13 protein-coding genes are annotated in these 17465 nt (G+C 67.8%); 9 read left to right on the top strand and 4 right to left on the bottom strand.

Annotated features, from left to right (window positions below; all coding sequences use genetic code 11):
• Positions 1 to 49: 49 nt before the first annotated feature.
• Both LL236_RS03185 and LL236_RS03180 read left to right on the top strand, forming a co-directional pair.
• Positions 50 to 838, top strand: coding sequence for an ABC transporter ATP-binding protein (locus tag LL236_RS03185; RefSeq protein WP_228177346.1), 789 nt, complete (start codon positions 50 to 52; stop codon positions 836 to 838).
• On the top strand, positions 835 to 2307 hold the full coding sequence (locus LL236_RS03180) for an ABC transporter permease (protein ID WP_228177345.1): 1473 nt from the start codon (positions 835 to 837) through the stop codon (positions 2305 to 2307). The genes LL236_RS03185 and LL236_RS03180 overlap by 4 nt, the downstream gene beginning before the upstream one ends.
• A 12-nt stretch (positions 2308 to 2319) precedes the next feature.
• Here the strand turns inward: LL236_RS03180 and LL236_RS03175 are convergent, their stop codons facing one another.
• Positions 2320 to 2847 carry a hypothetical protein gene (locus tag LL236_RS03175; protein ID WP_228177344.1) on the bottom strand — a complete coding sequence of 176 codons (528 nt, stop codon included), beginning with the start codon at positions 2845 to 2847 and terminating at the stop codon, positions 2320 to 2322.
• 40 nt (positions 2848 to 2887) lie between these two features.
• Between LL236_RS03175 and LL236_RS03170 the strand changes: the two genes are divergently transcribed.
• The 3 genes from LL236_RS03170 (at position 2888) to LL236_RS03160 (ending at position 4888) form a co-directional block, all read left to right on the top strand.
• Complete coding sequence (locus tag LL236_RS03170) at positions 2888 to 3427, top strand: phosphosulfolactate phosphohydrolase (protein WP_228177343.1); 540 nt, start codon at positions 2888 to 2890, stop codon at positions 3425 to 3427.
• 166 nt (positions 3428 to 3593) lie between these two features.
• Complete coding sequence (locus tag LL236_RS03165; RefSeq protein WP_228177342.1) at positions 3594 to 3902, top strand: hypothetical protein; 309 nt, start codon at positions 3594 to 3596, stop codon at positions 3900 to 3902.
• Positions 3903 to 3907: 5 nt separating this feature from the next.
• Positions 3908 to 4888 carry an Ig-like domain-containing protein gene (locus LL236_RS03160; RefSeq protein WP_228177341.1) on the top strand — a complete coding sequence of 327 codons (981 nt, stop codon included), beginning with the start codon at positions 3908 to 3910 and terminating at the stop codon, positions 4886 to 4888.
• 85 nt (positions 4889 to 4973) lie between these two features.
• Here LL236_RS03160 and LL236_RS03155 read toward each other — a convergent pair whose 3' ends face one another.
• The 3 genes from LL236_RS03155 to LL236_RS03145 form a co-directional block, all read right to left on the bottom strand.
• Positions 4974 to 5462 (bottom strand): SprT-like domain-containing protein, encoded by a 489-nt coding sequence (locus tag LL236_RS03155; protein WP_228177340.1) that lies wholly within the window; start codon positions 5460 to 5462, stop codon positions 4974 to 4976.
• A 36-nt stretch (positions 5463 to 5498) separates the two neighbouring features.
• Positions 5499 to 6032, bottom strand: a complete 534-nt coding sequence (locus LL236_RS03150) for a tetratricopeptide repeat protein (RefSeq protein ID WP_228177339.1) — start codon at positions 6030 to 6032, stop codon at positions 5499 to 5501.
• Positions 6033 to 6165: 133 nt separating this feature from the next.
• On the bottom strand, positions 6166 to 7041 hold the full coding sequence (locus tag LL236_RS03145) for a spermidine synthase (protein ID WP_228177338.1): 876 nt from the start codon (positions 7039 to 7041) through the stop codon (positions 6166 to 6168).
• A 33-nt stretch (positions 7042 to 7074) separates the two neighbouring features.
• Between LL236_RS03145 and LL236_RS03140 the strand changes: the two genes are divergently transcribed.
• The 4 genes from LL236_RS03140 to rpoC all read left to right on the top strand — a co-directional run bounded on the left by LL236_RS03140 (position 7075) and on the right by rpoC (position 17137).
• Entirely contained in the window at positions 7075 to 7830 is a 756-nt protein-coding gene (locus tag LL236_RS03140) for a 5-oxoprolinase subunit PxpA (protein WP_228177337.1), read from the top strand.
• A complete protein-coding gene (locus LL236_RS03135; protein ID WP_228177336.1) occupies positions 7827 to 9485 on the top strand; it encodes a 5-oxoprolinase subunit B/C family protein in 1659 nt (552 codons plus the stop codon). Before LL236_RS03140 ends, LL236_RS03135 begins: the two co-directional genes overlap by 4 nt.
• 238 nt (positions 9486 to 9723) lie before the next feature.
• The gene (gene rpoB, locus LL236_RS03130) at positions 9724 to 13218 is read left to right on the top strand and encodes a DNA-directed RNA polymerase subunit beta (protein WP_228177335.1); all 3495 of its coding nucleotides are present in this window, start codon (positions 9724 to 9726) and stop codon (positions 13216 to 13218) included.
• Between the two features lie 46 nt (positions 13219 to 13264).
• Positions 13265 to 17137 (top strand): DNA-directed RNA polymerase subunit beta', encoded by a 3873-nt coding sequence (gene rpoC / locus LL236_RS03125; protein ID WP_228177334.1) that lies wholly within the window; start codon positions 13265 to 13267, stop codon positions 17135 to 17137.
• The last annotated feature ends 328 nt before the right edge of the window (positions 17138 to 17465 follow it).

The following is a 17465-nucleotide window of genomic DNA, read 5'->3' as shown; positions in this document are numbered from 1 at the left end:
GACTTCGGGCTGACGCGGGGGTACGGGCCTGATTCCTAGCGTCGGAGGTATGAAAATCACCACGACGCAGATGGGCTTGGCGGCCCGCGTAGAGAACCTCGGCAAGACCTATGGCTCCGGCAGCGGAACGGTCAGGGCGCTCGATGACGTCACTGTCGGCATCCGTCGCGGGGAGTTCACCGCGATCATGGGTCCCTCCGGCTCGGGCAAGTCGACCCTCATGCACATCATGGCTGGGCTCGACGCCCCGACTGCCGGGCGGGTGTGGATCGGCGACACTGACATCACCGATCTCGGTGACCTCGAACTCACGATCCTCCGTCGTCGTCGTGTCGGTTTCGTGTTCCAGTCCTTCAACCTCGTGCCGACCCTCGATGCGCTCGGCAACATCCTGTTGCCCTTCGACCTGGACGGCCGCACGCCGAGTGTGTTGGAACGCTCGCGCATCGACGGGCTGATCGACACCCTCGGGCTTCGCTCGCGCTTGAATCACCGGCCGCACGAGCTCTCGGGTGGCCAGCAGCAGCGTGTTGCGATAGCCCGCGCCCTGGCGACCGCGCCCGACCTGCTCTTCGCCGACGAGCCGACGGGAAACCTCGACTCGCGCTCGGGGCGTGAGGTGCTCGCTCTGCTGGCTGAAGCGAGCCGCACCCGGGGGCAATCGATCGCCATGGTCACCCATGACCCCGTCGCCGCCAGCCACGCTGACCGGGTCCTGTTCCTCGGCGACGGGCGCCTCGTCGCCGACAAGCCCGCGCAGACCGCCGAGCAGATTTCGGCTCACATGCTGGCAGCCGACGCCGGCGCGCAGACTCGTCGGGCGGAGGTCGGCGCATGAGCGCGGTCGTGGCATCCGTCGATAAGCCGTCGCTGCGCGTGCCGCGCGCCCGGGCTAACGTCGCGTGGCTGCGTGAACGCGGGATGGGGGCGAGCATCCTGGTCGCTGCAATCTCGACCGTGTTCGGGGTCGTGCTCATCGCCACGACCGACTTTCTGGCGGCGATGCTGCGGGCGGACCCGTACATCGGCGACAGCGGCACCCTCGCCTTCATCCTCGGATTCCTCACGCTCCTGCTCGTCGCGCTCGCGGTCTATGTCGCCGGCATCGTCACGGCCAACACGTTCGCGACTGTCGTCGCCGGACGATCGCGCCAGATCGCCCTGCTGCGTCTGATCGGCGCGTCGGCGCGGTCGCAGCGAGCACGCGTGGCCTCCCAGGGCCTGATCGTCGGCGTGCTCGGCGCGACGATCGGCACGGTGCTGGGCATCGTCGTCTCTGCCGCCGGAGCGCAGATCGCGATAGTCCGCCTCGGGCTTGATGGCGTGCACGTCGCGCCCGTCACGCCGTCGATGCTGCTGCCCGCCGTGATCGTCGCACTCACCACGTGGCTGGCGGCGTGGATCGGTTCCCGGCGAGTTCTCGCGGTCACCCCGCTGCAGGCAGTGTCGGGCTCGGTTCCCCTCGCCACCGATGAGGTAGGCGCCCGTCGAGGCAAGCACGCGGTTGCCGGCATCCTGTTCGCCCTCGGCGCGGTTGCGCTTGCCGCGGGCATCCTGCTGGGACTTGTCTCACCGCTCGGCGTGGTCGTCGCCTTCGTCGGTGGAGTCCTCTCGTTCACCGGCATCACGATGGCAGCTCCGCTGGTCATGCCTCCGGCGCTGCGCCTGGTCGGCCGTGCTTTCGGGCGCTCCGCTCCTGCGCGGCTCGCGGTGCAGAATGCCTACCGGAACCCGGAGCGCTCCGCCCGGACATCGATCGGCATCGTCATCGGCGTGACGCTCGTGACGATGTTCGCGGTAGCTATCGAGTCGGTGAAGGCGGTGCTCACGGCCAACGCGGGGGGCGAGCTCGATCCTGAGCTCGCGAGCATCATGGACACGTTCGCGGCAATCATGATGGGACTGGTTGCGATCTCGGCGGTGATCGCGGGCGTCGGGCTCGTGAACCTGCTGACCCTCGGCGTCATCCAGCGCACCCGGGAACTGGGCCTCCTCCGCGCCCTCGGCGTCTCGATCGCGCAGATCCGCCGGATGGTGCTGTTGGAGGCGGTGCACGTGACGGTGACCGCGACAGTCCTGGGCGTTCTCCTCGGCATCGCCTACGGCTGGGCCGGAGCGCAGTCCCTCCTCGGCAGCGTTCCCACGAACCCGGACGGGATCATCCAGGCCGGCATCGTCTACCCCGCGGTCCCGATGGTTCCGCTGCTGGTGATCGTGGCGGCGACGGCGATCCTCACCGTCGTTGCGTCAGTCACCCCCACGCGCCTGGCAACCCGCGTCGCGCCGGTGGCGGCGCTGAGCGAGTAGCCGGTTCGGAGGTCAGGCCGTGGCGGCCGCGTCGGCTTCTCCTGACTCGGCCGTCACGGCATCCGGATCGTGCGCCCACGACGGCGCGATCTGACGGATGCGGGCTGCCCGCCACTGCCAGAGCGCCCAGAGGCCCGGCCATAGCGCGGGTGCAGCAGTGCCACCGATCACGAGGCGCTCTCGCCACAGGGTGCGGCCATCCGGAAGGGGAGACACCGCCATCTGGTGGTCCCAGACGTCGAGGACCGCGAGTGGGCCGGTCAGCGGCATCCCGGAGTCACGGATGATCCGCACGCGCACCCCGCCTACCTCACGTTCGGCATCCGTGATCGAGATGAGCTGACGGCCGACCGGGATAAGCCCGGCGACGCTGAGCCCGACTGCGGCATTCTGGCCGTGCTCCCACTGCGTCGGGATCGCTTCCAGCGGCTGCATGTCGAGGAACGGTCCGTACACCTCGGCGAGTACCCGCGGTGAGTGCAGAGCGCGCCAGGCGGCGTCGGCGTCGCAATCGATCGTGAACTTGCTGAGCACGCGCATGCGGCAAGTCTCGCATCCGGTCTCGCCCTACGCTGGACGGATGCCGACAGTCGAGCCCGCGCCTCGCGAAGAACAGTCCCGGTACCAGGTGCGTTTCGATTGGGGTCTTGCCGGCCTCGACCGGGTCGCGCCGGCCGAGATCACGATCGTGGTCGACGTGCTGGCTTCGGGCACGGATGCCGAGCTCCTCGCCTCACGAGCCGCCGATCGCGGCGCCGTCGTGATCCGCGCTGACCTGCGCACAGCGAGCGCCGCAGCCGACGCTGCCGTCGCAGAACAGCACCGTCGGGCGGCGCGCACGAGTATTGCGGTGATCGCGGTCGGGCAAACCGACGCCAGTTCTGGTGCACTGAGGTTCGCGGTGGAGGACCTCTTCGGGGCGGGGGCCGTGATCGACGCACTCGCTGCGCGAGGGATCGATCATTCGTCTCCCGAGGCTGCTGCCGCTTGTGAGGCGTTCCGGGGACTGCGCCCCGCGCTTCGCCACCTGCTCACCGCCAGCGTCACCGGCCAGTGCTGGCTCGAAGAGGGTCGGCGCGACGCGGTTTTGGCCGCGGCCGAGGTCGACGCGGCTCGGTGAACTGCGTCGCCGAGAGAGGCGAAACCGAACGACACGCGGGTTTCGCGAGGCGTTGAGTCGCGTTCACGTCGCGGCCATGTTAGCGATAACTTCTGTCATCCTTCGCGGTTAGGTTCGTCCCCCGTCGGCATCGCCCGGTGCCGTCGTGGAAAGGAATCCTCCGTTCATGACCGTCGATCGACGCGTCACTCGGAGCGCTGCTGCAGCCTGTGCTGCACTCGCGCTCGGGTGCGCTCTCCTCGTTCCCGCTGTCGCTACCGCTGAAGACGGAAATCAGCTCGTCGGCCCCGCCGAGACGCTTCTCATCGAGAACGTCCATGCCGCAGGCAAGGTGCTCGTGATCGGCTCCGAGCAGGCTCCGCTGACCAATCCCGATGACACACCAGCTGCCGCAGCCATCTTCGAGATCGGTGACACCGCGTCGGCGATCACCGCGCAGGAGGTCCTCGCATACCCGGTGCTCGGCACCACGTAGCCATCGTGAACGATCCGGCAGCCGACACCGCGATCATGTACGTCGATGGCGTTCCGGTTCTGCGCAACGCGTCGTCGGTTGGCGGGATGATGGCAGCTGACTTCATGCCATGGATCATCGGCACCTCCACCTGGGAGACCGAGCCCGATCACGGCTGGTACGGATGCGTCGGTGAGACCCGCATCGTCGATCACGCGCTCACCACCTCGCAGTTCCTCTACAACCGAGTGAACATCGCCGATTCCTTTGCGGTGACGACCGATTTCGGCGCTGTCTACGCCCCCGACCAACAGCTCACCGAGGTCACGGGAACGGGCCTGCCCGGCTCCGGCGTGCGCATCGCGGACGCGGACGGCACCCTCGGTAGCGCCGAGGTCGGCGAGGACGGATCGTGGACGGTGACCCTCTCGACGCCCGTCGGCGGTCCCGGCGCGCATCCGTTGACGATCACTCCGAGCTTCGGAACACGCGACGGTGCCGCTCAGGAGGTCGTCTATCTGGTCGGCGTCACCGATCAGTGGCGCCCGTCGGACAGCGAGCTGACCGCTGACCTCGAGAACGCCATCACCGTCGCCCCGAACCCGTTCGCGCCGGGAGACACCGTGACGATCACCCTGCCGGCCGGTCACGAGGGAGACGCGGTGTACGTGTTCGCCTTCTCCGAGCCCACGGCGCTGGGGTCGGCGACGGTGTCGGGCGCCGCGCGCATCACGATGGTGACGCCCTCGAGTGTGCCGCTTGGAGCACACCGGGTTGCGGTCTACGCCGCCGACGGCACGCTCCTCGGTTGGCAGTCGGTCACGGTAGCTACCGCGACGCCGGCGAACCCGGCCGACCCCGGCGCGGCCCCTGGTGGATCCTCGCAGGGCGGCGACCTCGCCTCGACCGGCGGCCTCATCGGTGTGTCGGTCGCGCTAGCCGCGTTCGCTGCGGCCCTGGTGGGCGGCGGGCTGTGGCTCGTGCGTCGGCGCCGCACGGTGAGCTAACGAATCGCGCTCTCAGCCCGAGCCCGCCTTCCGTAACCTGTGGGAGGCGGGCTCGGGCGTTGCGGCGCCGGCGGCAGCCCCGCCGTCAGCGCGGGGTCATCGCCGCCAGGCGCGTGGACGCCGTGATCTCGCGCCTGGTCCACGTGAGCAGGTAGCGCTCGTCGAAGCGGGGAGCGCAGCGGGCGCAGGAGGTCTGCCGGCTCGCGCGGCGATGCCGGTAGGCGACGTGACCGGCGGGGCACACGCCGACCCAGGGCGCGAGTTCTGTCGCTGTCTCGCCGTGGTGCGTGGTCCCGCCCACATAGCCGAGGTCTCGCGCGATCGCTTTCCAGCGCGGCCCATGGCCTGCTGCCGCGCCGGCGAGGGCGTGCGCCACCTCGTGCAGCAGCGTCTGGTGGTTGGTGTCATCATCGTGGCGGGCCGCGAGATACCGGGACACCGTGATGCGCTTGCGGGTGAAGTCACAGAGGCCCGCGCGCCGCTTCGCGTTGTCGAAACCGAACGACCACTCCGGGCTCAGGTGCACCGAGAGCAGGGCCTCGGCCCAGTGGCGAACGCGGTGCAACTCGGACATGACGACAGCGTAAGTCGGGCCTCAGACACCGGCCGGTCAGCTGGCGACTGCCGCGCCGGCCTCGGCCCGCCGGCGCTCGGCGGCGTCGATCGCGAGAAGAGTCGACTCGAGCTGGTCGTCGGGGGCTGACGTGCTCTGGCGAGCGAAGAGTGCGCGCTTGAAGTCAGCGCGAGCTGCGTCGAAGTCTCCCGCGTCGTAGTGCACTTTGCCGCGGTGCTGGTACGCGAACGCGGCGATCGATGCCCAGCCTGCCCCCTCGGCCTCGACGGCGCAGGTGGTGAGCTCTTGCGCGGCGGCAGCGAGCGAGCCGCGAAACTGCAGCACTGTCGCGTGCAGGATGCGTGCGCGCAGCAGATCCTTGCGCGTTCCCGCCATCCGGGCCGTGCGCACCGTCTGGTCGGCGATCTCGAGCGCGTCGTCGAGGCGGTCCAGAACCTTCAGAAGCCACACCCGCTCGAGCAGGGCGGGGAGCGAGCGCTGGTCGCCGAGTTCGTCGAGGCGGTCGCGGCAGTCGCGGGGGTTGACTACTTCGCGCAGCGTGACGGGGTCGTAGCCGTGGATATAGCTCACTCGCGCTCCTTCCCGCAGAGCGGTGATCGCCGCGGTCAGGCCGCCCGATTCCGCATCCTTGCCGCACCTCGCCCCATACGCGGTGCGCTCTCATTGTGACGGCGTCGGCGAATCGCGCCGGCTTCCCACGCCGTCAGCGCTCGAACAGCGTCGCCGAGGGCGCTGGCGACGGCGCGGCGTCGGCATCCGTGACAGGGCGCGAACCTGCGACGAACGCGTCGATCTCTGCGCCCTGCGCCACCTTCGCCGGATGCGGTCCTGCAGCCATCAGCCGCGGGAGCCACGCGGTGGGAAGCGGGGTCCGGGATGCCGCGATCACGATGTTCCCGAACCGCCTGCCCTTCAAGACTTGCACTTCGGCCAGCAGCGCGACGTGCGGGAGTTCGCTGCGGACGGTGGCGGCTTGGCGCCGCGCAAAGGCGAGCCCCGCGCCGTCGGCGACGTTGACCAGCAGCACGCCAGTCTCCGTGAGGTAGCGCGCAACGAGGCAGTAGAACTCGAGACTCGTGACGTGAGCCGGCGTCCGCGCGCCGTGGAAGATGTCTGAGATCACCAGGTCGGCCTGACCGCGAATGCCCGCTGGCAGCCGTTCCAGCACGGCCCGGGCATCTCCGGTCCGCGTGCGGATCGAGCCGCCGGCGCGTGAACTGGACGGCAGCGGCAGATGTTCGCGGACGAGCGAAACCAGAGCCGGTTCGAGTTCGATGACCTGCTGCCGGGACCCCGGTCGGGTCGCTTCGACGTACCGGGGGAGCGTATAGGCGCCGGCCCCCAGATGAATGGCGGTGAGCGGCTCGCCCGGCTCTCCGAGCTGATCGATGACGGCGCCCATCCGTGCGACGTACTCGAAGTGCAGGTGGGTGGGATCGGCGAGGTCGACATGGGACTGCGGGGTGCCGCCGACCTCGAGTTCCCATCCGCTTGCGAATGCCGACGGGACGATGCGCGCCACGGATCCGTCCGACAGCCGCACCTGCGGCGGCGGGGCTTCGACGTGCGCTCGGGCCACGCATCCACCGTAGACCGGGCGTACCGTGGTCGCATGAGGACCATCGACCTGAACGCCGACCTCGGCGAAACGGTCGACGGGGTGCCTACCGCTGACGACGAGGCGCTTTTCGCCGTCATCTCCAGCGCAAACATCGCCTGCGGTGGTCACGCCGGAGACCTGGACTCCATGGTTGAGGCTGTCGAACGGGCTGCCCGGTTCGGGGTGGTGATCGGCGCTCACCCCTCCTACCCCGACAGGCCCGGATTCGGCAGGCTGCCGCTCGCGATGGCGACGGCCGAGCTTCGCGGCACCGTGTCTGCGCAGCTGGATGCTCTCGCGGACGTCGGCGCCGACATCCGGTATGTCAAACCCCACGGTGCGCTGTATCACGCTGTTCGCACGGATGCCGCGCACGCGGCGGCGCTCGCCGCCGCTGTGGCAGATCTGTCGGGTCAGCTGGGCCGAAGACTGCCGATCCTCGCTATGCCGGGCGAGATCTCCGAGGCGGCGCGAGAGCACGGTCTGGAGGTCGTAGCTGAAGCGTTTCTCGACCGCGGCTACACGCCGAGCGGAGAGCTCGTCCCCCGCGGCGAGCCCGGCGCGGTTCTCGAGAATCCTGATGCCGCCGCGATCCGGGCCGTCCGCCTGGCACGCCAGGGCACCGTCGTCGCCGTTGACGGCACGAGTATCGCGGTGAGCGCTGCCTCCCTCTGCCTGCACGGCGACTCGCCAGGGTCGGTTGCGGCGGCTCGTGCGGTGCGGGCGGCCCTGGATGCTGCGTCAATATCAGTGCGAGCGCCGTGGTGAGCAGCGCCGGGGTCCGAGTCTTCGGCGACACGGGTCTGCTCGCTGAGGTGCCCGAGAGCATCAGCCCCGCCGAGGCGCTGCGGGTCGTCATCTCGCTCCGCGAGCGACTCTCCAGTTCACAGCCCGCGGGCGTCGTGGATCTCGTCCCTGCCGCGCGCACCGTCCTCGTGCGGTTCGCACCGCGCGAGGTAGCCACCTCGGTCGTGCGCGCCTGGATCGAGAAGAGTCTCGCCGATGCCCTCGCGGTGACTGACGTACCGGCGCGTGCGGCCGTGGACGGGAACACGGATGTCGAGATCGGCATCCGGTATGACGGACCCGACCTCGACAAGACCGCGGCCTTCCTCGGCATCCACTCCGCTGACCTCGTCTCTGCTCATCTGGCGGCCACCTGGACGGTCGCCTTCACGGGGTTCGCGCCTGGCTTCGGGTATCTCGTGAGCGAGGACTGGCCCTTCGACGTGCCTCGCCTCGCGTCGCCGCGTACGCGGGTCCCGGCAGGCTCGGTGGGACTTGCCGGGAGCTTCTCGGGTGCCTACCCGCGATCGACGCCGGGCGGATGGCGGCTGATCGGCACCACCTCCGCCCCGCTGTTCGACCCGGATGCCGCATCCCCCGCGCTCCTACGCCCCGGCATGCGCGTTCGATTCCGCGAGGTCGCCGACCTCCCCGCGTCCGGCCCCTCCCTCGAGCGCGGCGGTTTCGTGCGTCCGCTGCGCACAAATGCGCAGCACTCGCACGAAACCGCCGCACACGCGCGAGGCGGAGTGGAGGCGGATGCCGGCAGTGGTCCCGTGCTGCGGGTCGAGGCGCCGGGGCTGCTCGCGACGGTCCAGGATGCCGGGCGCCCGGGACACGGGTCGCTGGGCGTCTCCGTCTCTGGCGCCCTCGACCGCGCGGCCCTGCGCACCGCCAATCGCCTCGTCGGGAACCCCGAGGGCGCGGCGGGCCTGGAGATCACGGCGGGCGGATTCGAAGCCACCGCGCTCGCTGACGTGTGGATCGCCGTGGCCGGCGCGTGGGGCGAGCTCACCATCGACGGACGCGGCATCGACCACGGCGCGGCGCAGCTGTGGCGGCGCGGTGAGCGCCTGCGGAAGGGGTGGTTCACGGCCGGCGTTCGCGCGTACCTCGCCGTTCGCGGCGGCATCGAGGCCCGGCGCGTCCTGGGCTCGGCCGCTACCGACACCCTCGCCGGCCTCGGGCCAGAACCCCTCCGCGCCGACGCAGTCCTCTCCGGCGGGGCGCTCGCGGTCGACGAGATCCCGGCATCCGATCTGGCGCCCTGGAGTCCCCCGCCGGCCGATCTGGTCGTCCGCCTCGTGCCCGGACCCCGCGAGGATGCCTTCACTCCGGCGTCGGGAACCGCGCTGTTCGAAGCGACGTGGACTGTCGGCGCTGCTGCCGACCGGGTCGGGATGCGGCTGGAGGGGCCGCGGCTGGATCGCACGGATGCCGGGGAGTTGCCGAGCGAGGGGATGGTTCCGGGGGCGATCCAGGTGCCACCGTCGGGCTCTCCCACGATCCTGCTGGCCGACGGTCCCGTGACCGGCGGCTACCCGGTGATCGCCACGGTTCTGGATGCCGATCTCGACCTGCTCGCACAGGCGGGGCCGGGCGCCACGATCCGCTTCATACACGCGACACAGCACTGAGATCGCTGGTTATACCGCACGAATTTCGACTCGTCAAGAATCCCGCTGGACACGGCGTGCCGGAACGCGTATAGTTGGTGGTTGCGCTCTTGGATTCCCCCTGCCCTCATATGGTGGTCGGCTGTGCCTGCGTGTCCCCGCTCGATGCGGTGCGAGACGCGCTGGTTTTCGGGGAGGACCGAACGCTTCACCTGACGACAAGGATAGTGCCCCGCCCGGGCCCACGGAGGTAATCCCCTTGGCTGCTGCGCGCAACGCAACCACCACCACATCCCCGAAGAACGGCCGCGGAGCATCCCGCCTCTCGTTCGCCAAAATCTCCGACACGCTGACGGTCCCCGACCTGCTGGCGCTGCAGACCGAGTCCTTCGATTGGCTCGTCGGAAACGAAACCTGGAAGGCCCGCCTCGCCGAAGCGCAGGCAGCCGGCCGCACCGACATCTCGGTCAAGAGCGGCCTCGAGGAGATCTTCGAGGAGATCTCGCCGATCGAGGACCTCAGCGAGACGATGCAGCTCTCGTTCACCAACCCCTACCTCGAGCCCGAGAAGTACTCGATCGAAGAGTGCAAGGAGCGTGGCAAGACCTACGCCGCTCCGCTGTACGTCGAGGCCGAGTTCATGAACCACCAGACCGGTGAGATCAAGACCCAGACGGTCTTCATGGGCGACTTCCCCCTGCAGACCGACAAGGGAACGTTCATCATCAACGGCACCGAACGTGTCGTCGTCTCCCAGCTCGTGCGTTCGCCCGGTGTCTACTTCGACAAGACTCCTGACAAGACCTCCGACAAGGACATCGTCTCGGCGCGCATCATCCCGAGCCGCGGCGCCTGGCTCGAGTTCGAAATCGACAAGCGCGACCAGGTCGGTGTGCGCATCGACCGCAAGCGCAAGCAGTCGGTCACCGTCTTCCTCAAGGCCCTGGGCCTGACCAGCGAGCAGATCCTCGAGGAGTTCGCCGGTTTCGACTCCATCGAAGAGACCCTGTCCAAGGACACGATCCTCACGAAGGAAGACGCCCTCCGCGACATCTACCGCAAGCTCCGTCCGGGCGAGCAGGTAGCCGCTGAGGCCGCCCGTGCGCTGCTGGACAACTTCTACTTCAACGCCAAGCGCTACGACCTCGCCAAGGTCGGTCGCTACAAGATCAACCAGAAGCTCGGCCTGTCGGGCCCGCTCAGCGACTCGGTGCTCACCGTCGACGACATCGTCGCGACGATCAAGTACCTCGTTCGCCTGCACCGCGGCGATGCGAGCTTCGAGGGCGTTCGCGGCGGCAAGCCGGCGACCATCCGCCTGGATGTCGATGACATCGACAACTTCGGCAACCGCCGCATCCGCGCCGTCGGCGAGCTCATCCAGAACCAGGTCCGCACGGGTCTGTCGCGCATGGAGCGTGTCGTTCGCGAGCGCATGACGACGCAGGACATCGAGGCGATCACCCCCCAGACCCTGATCAACGTGCGCCCGGTCGTTGCCGCGATCAAGGAGTTCTTCGGAACCTCGCAGCTGTCGCAGTTCATGGACCAGAACAACCCGCTCGCGGGGCTGACCCACAAGCGTCGCCTCTCGGCGCTCGGCCCCGGTGGTCTGTCGCGTGAGCGCGCAGGCGTCGAGGTCCGTGACGTTCACCCGTCGCACTACGGCCGCATGTGCCCGATCGAGACGCCGGAAGGCCCGAACATCGGTCTGATCGGTTCGCTCGCATCGTTCGCGCGGATCAACGCCTTCGGTTTCATCGAGACGCCGTACCGCAAGGTCATCGACGGTCGGGTCACCGATCAGATCGACTACCTCACCGCCGCCGAGGAGGACGACTACATCGTCGCCCAGGCCAACGCGCCGCTGAAGGCCGACGGTCACTTCGAGGAGACCCGCGTGCTCGCCCGTTCGAAGGGCGGCGAGGTGGAGCTCGTTCCCGCCGAAGACATCGGCTACATGGATGTCTCGCCGCGCCAGATGGTGTCGGTGGCGACCTCGCTCATCCCGTTCCTCGAGCACGACGACGCCAACCGCGCCCTCATGGGTGCGAACATGCAGCGTCAGGCTGTGCCGCTGCTGCGCAGCGACTCGCCCGTCGTCGGAACCGGTATGGAGGGCTTCGCCGCGATCGACGCCGGTGACGTGGTCACCGCCAAGCGCTCCGGTGTCGTCATCGAGGTCTCGGCGGACGTCGTCGCCGTCCAGACCGACGAGGGCGGGATCGACGAGTACTTCCTGCGCAAGTTCGACCGCTCGAACCAGGGCACGTCCTACAACCAGCGCGTCATCGTCTCGGCTGGTGAGCGGATCGAAGCCGGCGAGGTCATCGCCGACGGTCCTGCCACCGAGAACGGTGAGCTGGCCCTCGGAAAGAACCTCCTCGTCGCGTTCATGACGTGGGAAGGCCACAACTTCGAGGACGCCATCATCCTGAGCCAGGACCTGGTGAAGGATGACACCCTCTCGTCGATCCACATCGAGGAGTACGAGGTCGACGCCCGTGACACGAAGCTCGGCAAGGAGGAGATCACCCGTGATCTCCCCAACGTCAGCCCCGACCTGCTGAAGGACCTCGACGAGCGCGGCATCATCCGCATCGGCGCCGAGGTTCGTCCCGGCGACATCCTGGTCGGCAAGGTCACGCCCAAGGGTGAGACCGAGCTGTCGGCCGAGGAGCGACTGCTTCGCGCGATCTTCAACGAGAAGAGCCGCGAGGTTCGCGACACGTCGCTGAAGGTTCCCCACGGTGAGCAGGGCACGATCATCGCCGTCAAGGAGTTCAACGCCGAAGACGGTGACGACGAGCTCGGCTCGGGTGTGAACCGCCGCGTCGTGGTCTACATCGCCCAGAAGCGCAAGATCACCGAGGGTGACAAGCTCGCCGGCCGTCACGGCAACAAGGGCGTCATCGCGAAAATCCTCCCCGTCGAAGACATGCCGTTCCTCGCGGACGGCACGCCGGTGGACATCATCCTGAACCCGCTCGGTATCCCCGGCCGCATGAACTTCGGCCAGGTGCTGGAGCTTCACCTGGGATGGATCGCCAAGCAGGGCTGGAAGATCGAGGGCAACCCCGAGTGGGCAGCGCGTCTGCCCGAGATCGCTCGCGAGGCAGCTCCCGGCACGAAGGTCGCGACCCCCGTGTTCGACGGTGCCTACGAGTCCGAGCTGGCAGGCCTGCTCGACTCGACACTGCCCAACCGGGACGGCATCCGCCTGATCGACTCGACGGGTAAGACGCAGCTGTTCGACGGACGTTCGGGTGAGCCGTTCCCGGCTCCGATCTCGGTCGGCTACATGTACATCCTGAAGCTGCACCACCTCGTCGACGACAAGATCCACGCACGCTCCACCGGTCCGTACTCGATGATCACGCAGCAGCCGCTGGGTGGCAAGGCGCAGTTCGGTGGCCAGCGTTTCGGTGAGATGGAGGTGTGGGCCCTCGAGGCCTACGGCGCCGCGTACGCGCTCCAGGAGCTCCTCACGATCAAGTCCGACGACATCCTCGGCCGCGTCAAGGTGTACGAGGCGATCGTCAAGGGCGAGAACATCCAGGAGCCCGGCATCCCCGAGTCGTTCAAGGTCCTCATGAAGGAAATGCAGTCGCTCTGCCTGAACGTCGAGGTCCTCTCGGCCGACGGCACCGCGGTCAACCTCCGCGACACCGACGACGACGCCTTCCGTGCTGCCGAGGAGCTCGGCATCAACATCTCCAGCCGCTTCGAGTCCTCGTCGATCGACGAGATCTGACCCGGCCAGGCAACACAGAATTCCGATACAGGAGAACTGAGAACTCGTGCTCGAATCAACAACTTTCGATCAGCTTCGCATCGGCCTGGCCACCGCTGACGACATCCGTCGCTGGTCCTTCGGTGAGGTCAAGAAGCCCGAAACCATCAACTACCGCACCCTGAAGCCCGAGAAGGACGGTCTGTTCGGTGAGCAGATCTTCGGCCCCTCGCGCGACTGGGAGTGTGCGTGTGGCAAGTACAAGCGCGTGCGCTTCAAGGGCATCGTCTGTGAGCGCTGCGGCGTGGAGGTCACCAAGTCCTCCGTGCGGCGCGAGCGCATGGGCCACATTGAGCTCGCCGCTCCCGTCACGCACATCTGGTACTTCAAGGGCGTTCCCTCGCGCCTGGGCTACCTGCTCGACATGGCGCCGAAGGACCTCGAGAAGGTCATCTACTTCGCCGCGTACATGGTGATCTCGGTCGACGAGGATGCTCGTCACCGCGACCTCGCGACGCAGGAGAACAACATCCGTCTCGAGCTGAAGACGCTCGCCGACCGTCGCGATGCGCGGATCGCCGCTCGCCTCCAGAAGTTGGAGGAGGAGCTCGCCGCGCTCGAGGCCGAGGGTGCGAAGTCCGACCAGAAGAAGAAGGTCAAGGACGCCGCCGAGAAGGACATGTCGCAGGCCCGGAAGCAGGCCGACGACCAGATCGCCAAGCTTGAGCGCGTGTGGGAAGAGTTCCGCACGCTCGAGGTCGGCTCGCTCAAGGCTGAAGACGAGATCTTCCAGGAGCTGCAGGACCGGTTCGGTCAGTACTTCGAAGCCCACATGGGTGCCGAGTCGATCCAGCGGCGTCTTGCTGCCTTCGACCTGGCAGCCGAGGCCGAGAGCCTGCACCTGCAGATCGCCGAGGGCAAGGGCCAGCGCAAGATCCGTGCGATCAAGCGCCTGAAGGTCGTCAACTCGTTCCTGCAGACCGGCATGAGCCCGGCATCCATGGTGCTCGACGTCGTTCCGGTCATCCCGCCGGAGCTTCGCCCCATGGTGCAGCTGGACGGTGGCCGCTTCGCGACCTCCGACCTGAACGACCTGTACCGCCGCGTCATCAACCGCAACAACCGTCTCCGTCGCCTGATCGACCTCGGTGCCCCCGAGATCATCGTCAACAACGAGAAGCGGATGCTGCAGGAGGCCGTCGACGCCCTGTTCGACAACGGTCGTCGCGGTCGCCCCGTCACCGGCACCGGCAACCGTGCCCTGAAGTCCCTCAGCGACATGCTGAAGGGTAAGCAGGGTCGGTTCCGTCAGAACCTGCTCGGTAAGCGCGTGGACTACTCGGGCCGTTCGGTCATCGTCGTCGGTCCCCGTCTGCAGCTGCACCAGTGTGGTCTTCCCAAGCAGATGGCCCTCGAGCTGTTCAAGCCGTTCGTGATCAAGCGCCTCATCGACCTCGGTCACTCGCAGAACATCAAGGCCGCCAAGCGTGCCGTCGAGCGCACGCGTCCCGAGGTCTGGGACGTGCTCGAAGAGATCATCCGCGAGCGCCCGGTGCTGCTGAACCGTGCACCCACCCTGCACCGTCTGGGCATCCAGGCGTTCGAGCCGCAGCTCGTCGAGGGCAAGGCCATCCAGCTCCACCCGCTCGTGTGTGCAGCCTTCAACGCTGACTTCGACGGTGACCAGATGGCTGTGCACCTGCCGCTGTCGGTCGAGGCTCAGGCCGAGGCCCGCATCCTGATGCTCGCCTCGAACAACATCCTCAAGCCCTCGGACGGCCGTCCCGTGACCCTGCCTTCGCAGGACATGATCATTGGCCTCCACCACCTGACCACGGTCAAGGAGGGGGCGACCGGTGAAGGCCGCGTGTTCGGTTCGGTGTCGGAGGCGATCCTCGCCAAGGACGAGGGCACCCTCGACCTGCAGGCCAAGGTCCGCATCCGTGTCCCCGGCCTCACGTTCCTCGAGGGCGACGCCCCCGAGGGCTACGAGCGCCACGGGCTGCTGGATGCCTCGCTCGGCCAGGCGATCTTCAACGACGCGCTGCCCAAGGGATACCCGTTCGTGCGCGAGCAGGCCGACAAGGGCAAGCTCAGCCAGATCGTCAACAAGCTCGCCGAGGAATACCCCAAGGTCGAGGTTGCTGCGACGCTGGACCGCATCAAGGATGCCGGTTTCTACTGGGCCACGCGCTCGGGTGTGACAGTCGCCCTCAGCGACATCCTCACGCCGCCGTCGAAGAAGGAAATCGTCGCCGGCTACGAGAAGCAGGCCGCGAAGGTCCAGGCACAGTTCGAGAAGGGTCTCACCACCGACGCCGAGCGTCGTCAGGAGCTCATCAAGATCTGGACCGAGGCAACCGACGAGGTCCAGAAGGCGATGCGCGCCCACTTCCCCGAAGACAACACCATCAACCGCATGGTCAGCTCGGGTGCTCGTGGTAACTGGCTGCAGATCCGGAACATCGCCGGTATGCGAGGCCTGGTGAACAACCCGAAGGGTGAGATCATCCCCCGTCCGATCATCTCCTCGTACCGCGAGGGTCTGTCGGTGGCTGAGTACTTCATCGCAACGCACGGTGCCCGTAAGGGTCTGGCCGACACGGCTCTCCGTACCGCCGACTCGGGTTACCTCACGCGACGCCTCGTGGATGTCTCGCAGGATGTCATCATCCGTGAAGAGGACTGCGGCACGTCTAAGGGTCTCGAGTTCACGATCGCTGCTCCCGGTAGCGACGGCAAGCTCGTCCGCGACCCGAACGTCGAGAACTCGGTGTTCGCGCGGACCCTCGCTGCGGACGTCATCGGCGAGAACGGCGATGTCGTGGCCGAGGCCGGCGACGACGTGGGCGATGTGCTCATCGACAGGCTGGTTGCTGCCGGTGTCACCTCCATCAAGGTGCGTTCGGTTCTGACCTGTGACTCGGCTGTCGGTGTCTGCGCGACCTGCTACGGCCGCTCGCTTGCCACCGGCAAGATCGTCGACATCGGTGAGGCAGTCGGCATCATCGCTGCCCAGTCGATCGGTGAGCCCGGAACCCAGCTGACGATGCGTACCTTCCACACCGGTGGTTCGGCCTCCGCGGAAGACATCACGCAGGGTCTGCCCCGTGTGCAGGAGCTCTTCGAGGCCCGTACCCCCAAGAGTGCGTCGCCGATCGCGGAGTTCGACGGTCGCATCACGATCGACGAGACCGACAAGTCGAAGAAGATCATCCTCACGCCCGACAACGGCGACGAGGCTGTGGTGTACCCCGTCCTCAAGCGCGCGACGCTGCTGGTCGAAGACGGCCAGCACGTCACCGTCGGTCAGCCCCTGCAGGTCGGCACGCTCGACCCCAAGGAGGTCATGCGTGTCCAGGGTGCTCGCGAGGTGCAGAAGTACCTCGTGAACGGTGTGCAGGGCGTGTACCGCTCGCAGGGTGTGCCGATCCACGACAAGCACATCGAGGTCATCGTGCGCCAGATGCTGCGCAAGGTCACGGTCGTCGACCACGGCGACACCAACCTGCTGCCCGGTGAGCTGGTCGACTTCCGTCGCTACCAGGACATCAACCGCCAGGCTGTCGCCGAGGGCAAGCGCCCGGCATCCGGTCGCCCGGAGCTGATGGGTATCACCAAGGCGTCGCTCGCTACCGAGTCGTGGCTGTCGGCCGCCTCCTTCCAGGAGACGACCCGCGTGCTCACGCAGGCTGCGATGGAGGGCAAGAGCGACCCGCTGGTCGGCCTCAAGGAGAACGTCATCATCGGAAAGCTCATCCCCGCCGGAACCGGACTTGCGAAGTATCGCAACGTCGCGGTCGAGGCGACGGAAGAGGCCAAGAGCGAGCGGTACCCCAACCGCATCTTCGCCTCGGACGGCGCGTACAGCGACGCCGACCTGAGCTTCGTCGACTTCGACAGCTTCTCGACCGACGACTTCACGGGCAACTACAACTGACCCACGTCGTCACCCCACGCAGGGCCTCGGGATTTCCCGGGGCCCTGCGTCGTTCCCAGCATCCCCTCACCCCTCCGCCGAGTTGTCCTTCCCTCCGCCGAGTTGTCCTTCCCTCCGCCGAGTTGTCCTTCCCTCCGCCGAGTTGTCCTTCATGTCCGGCTCCGCGGCACACGCGGGTCGCGGGGACATGCCCTCGCCGGCTGCGCCGGCTCCCGCCAGACCCGGTGCCAGCCCCGCGACCCGCGTGTGCCACTGCGCCTTGGCATCTGAGTGGAAAAAACGGAAAGGAACTGTCGCGTCTTGCGGGCTTCGCGACACTCGCGCCAAC

The organism is Microbacterium schleiferi (assembly GCF_020781975.1).
Classification (GTDB): domain Bacteria; phylum Actinomycetota; class Actinomycetes; order Actinomycetales; family Microbacteriaceae; genus Microbacterium.
Note: the sequence above shows the minus strand (reverse complement) of the source record. Positions and strands in the feature narration are given on the sequence as shown.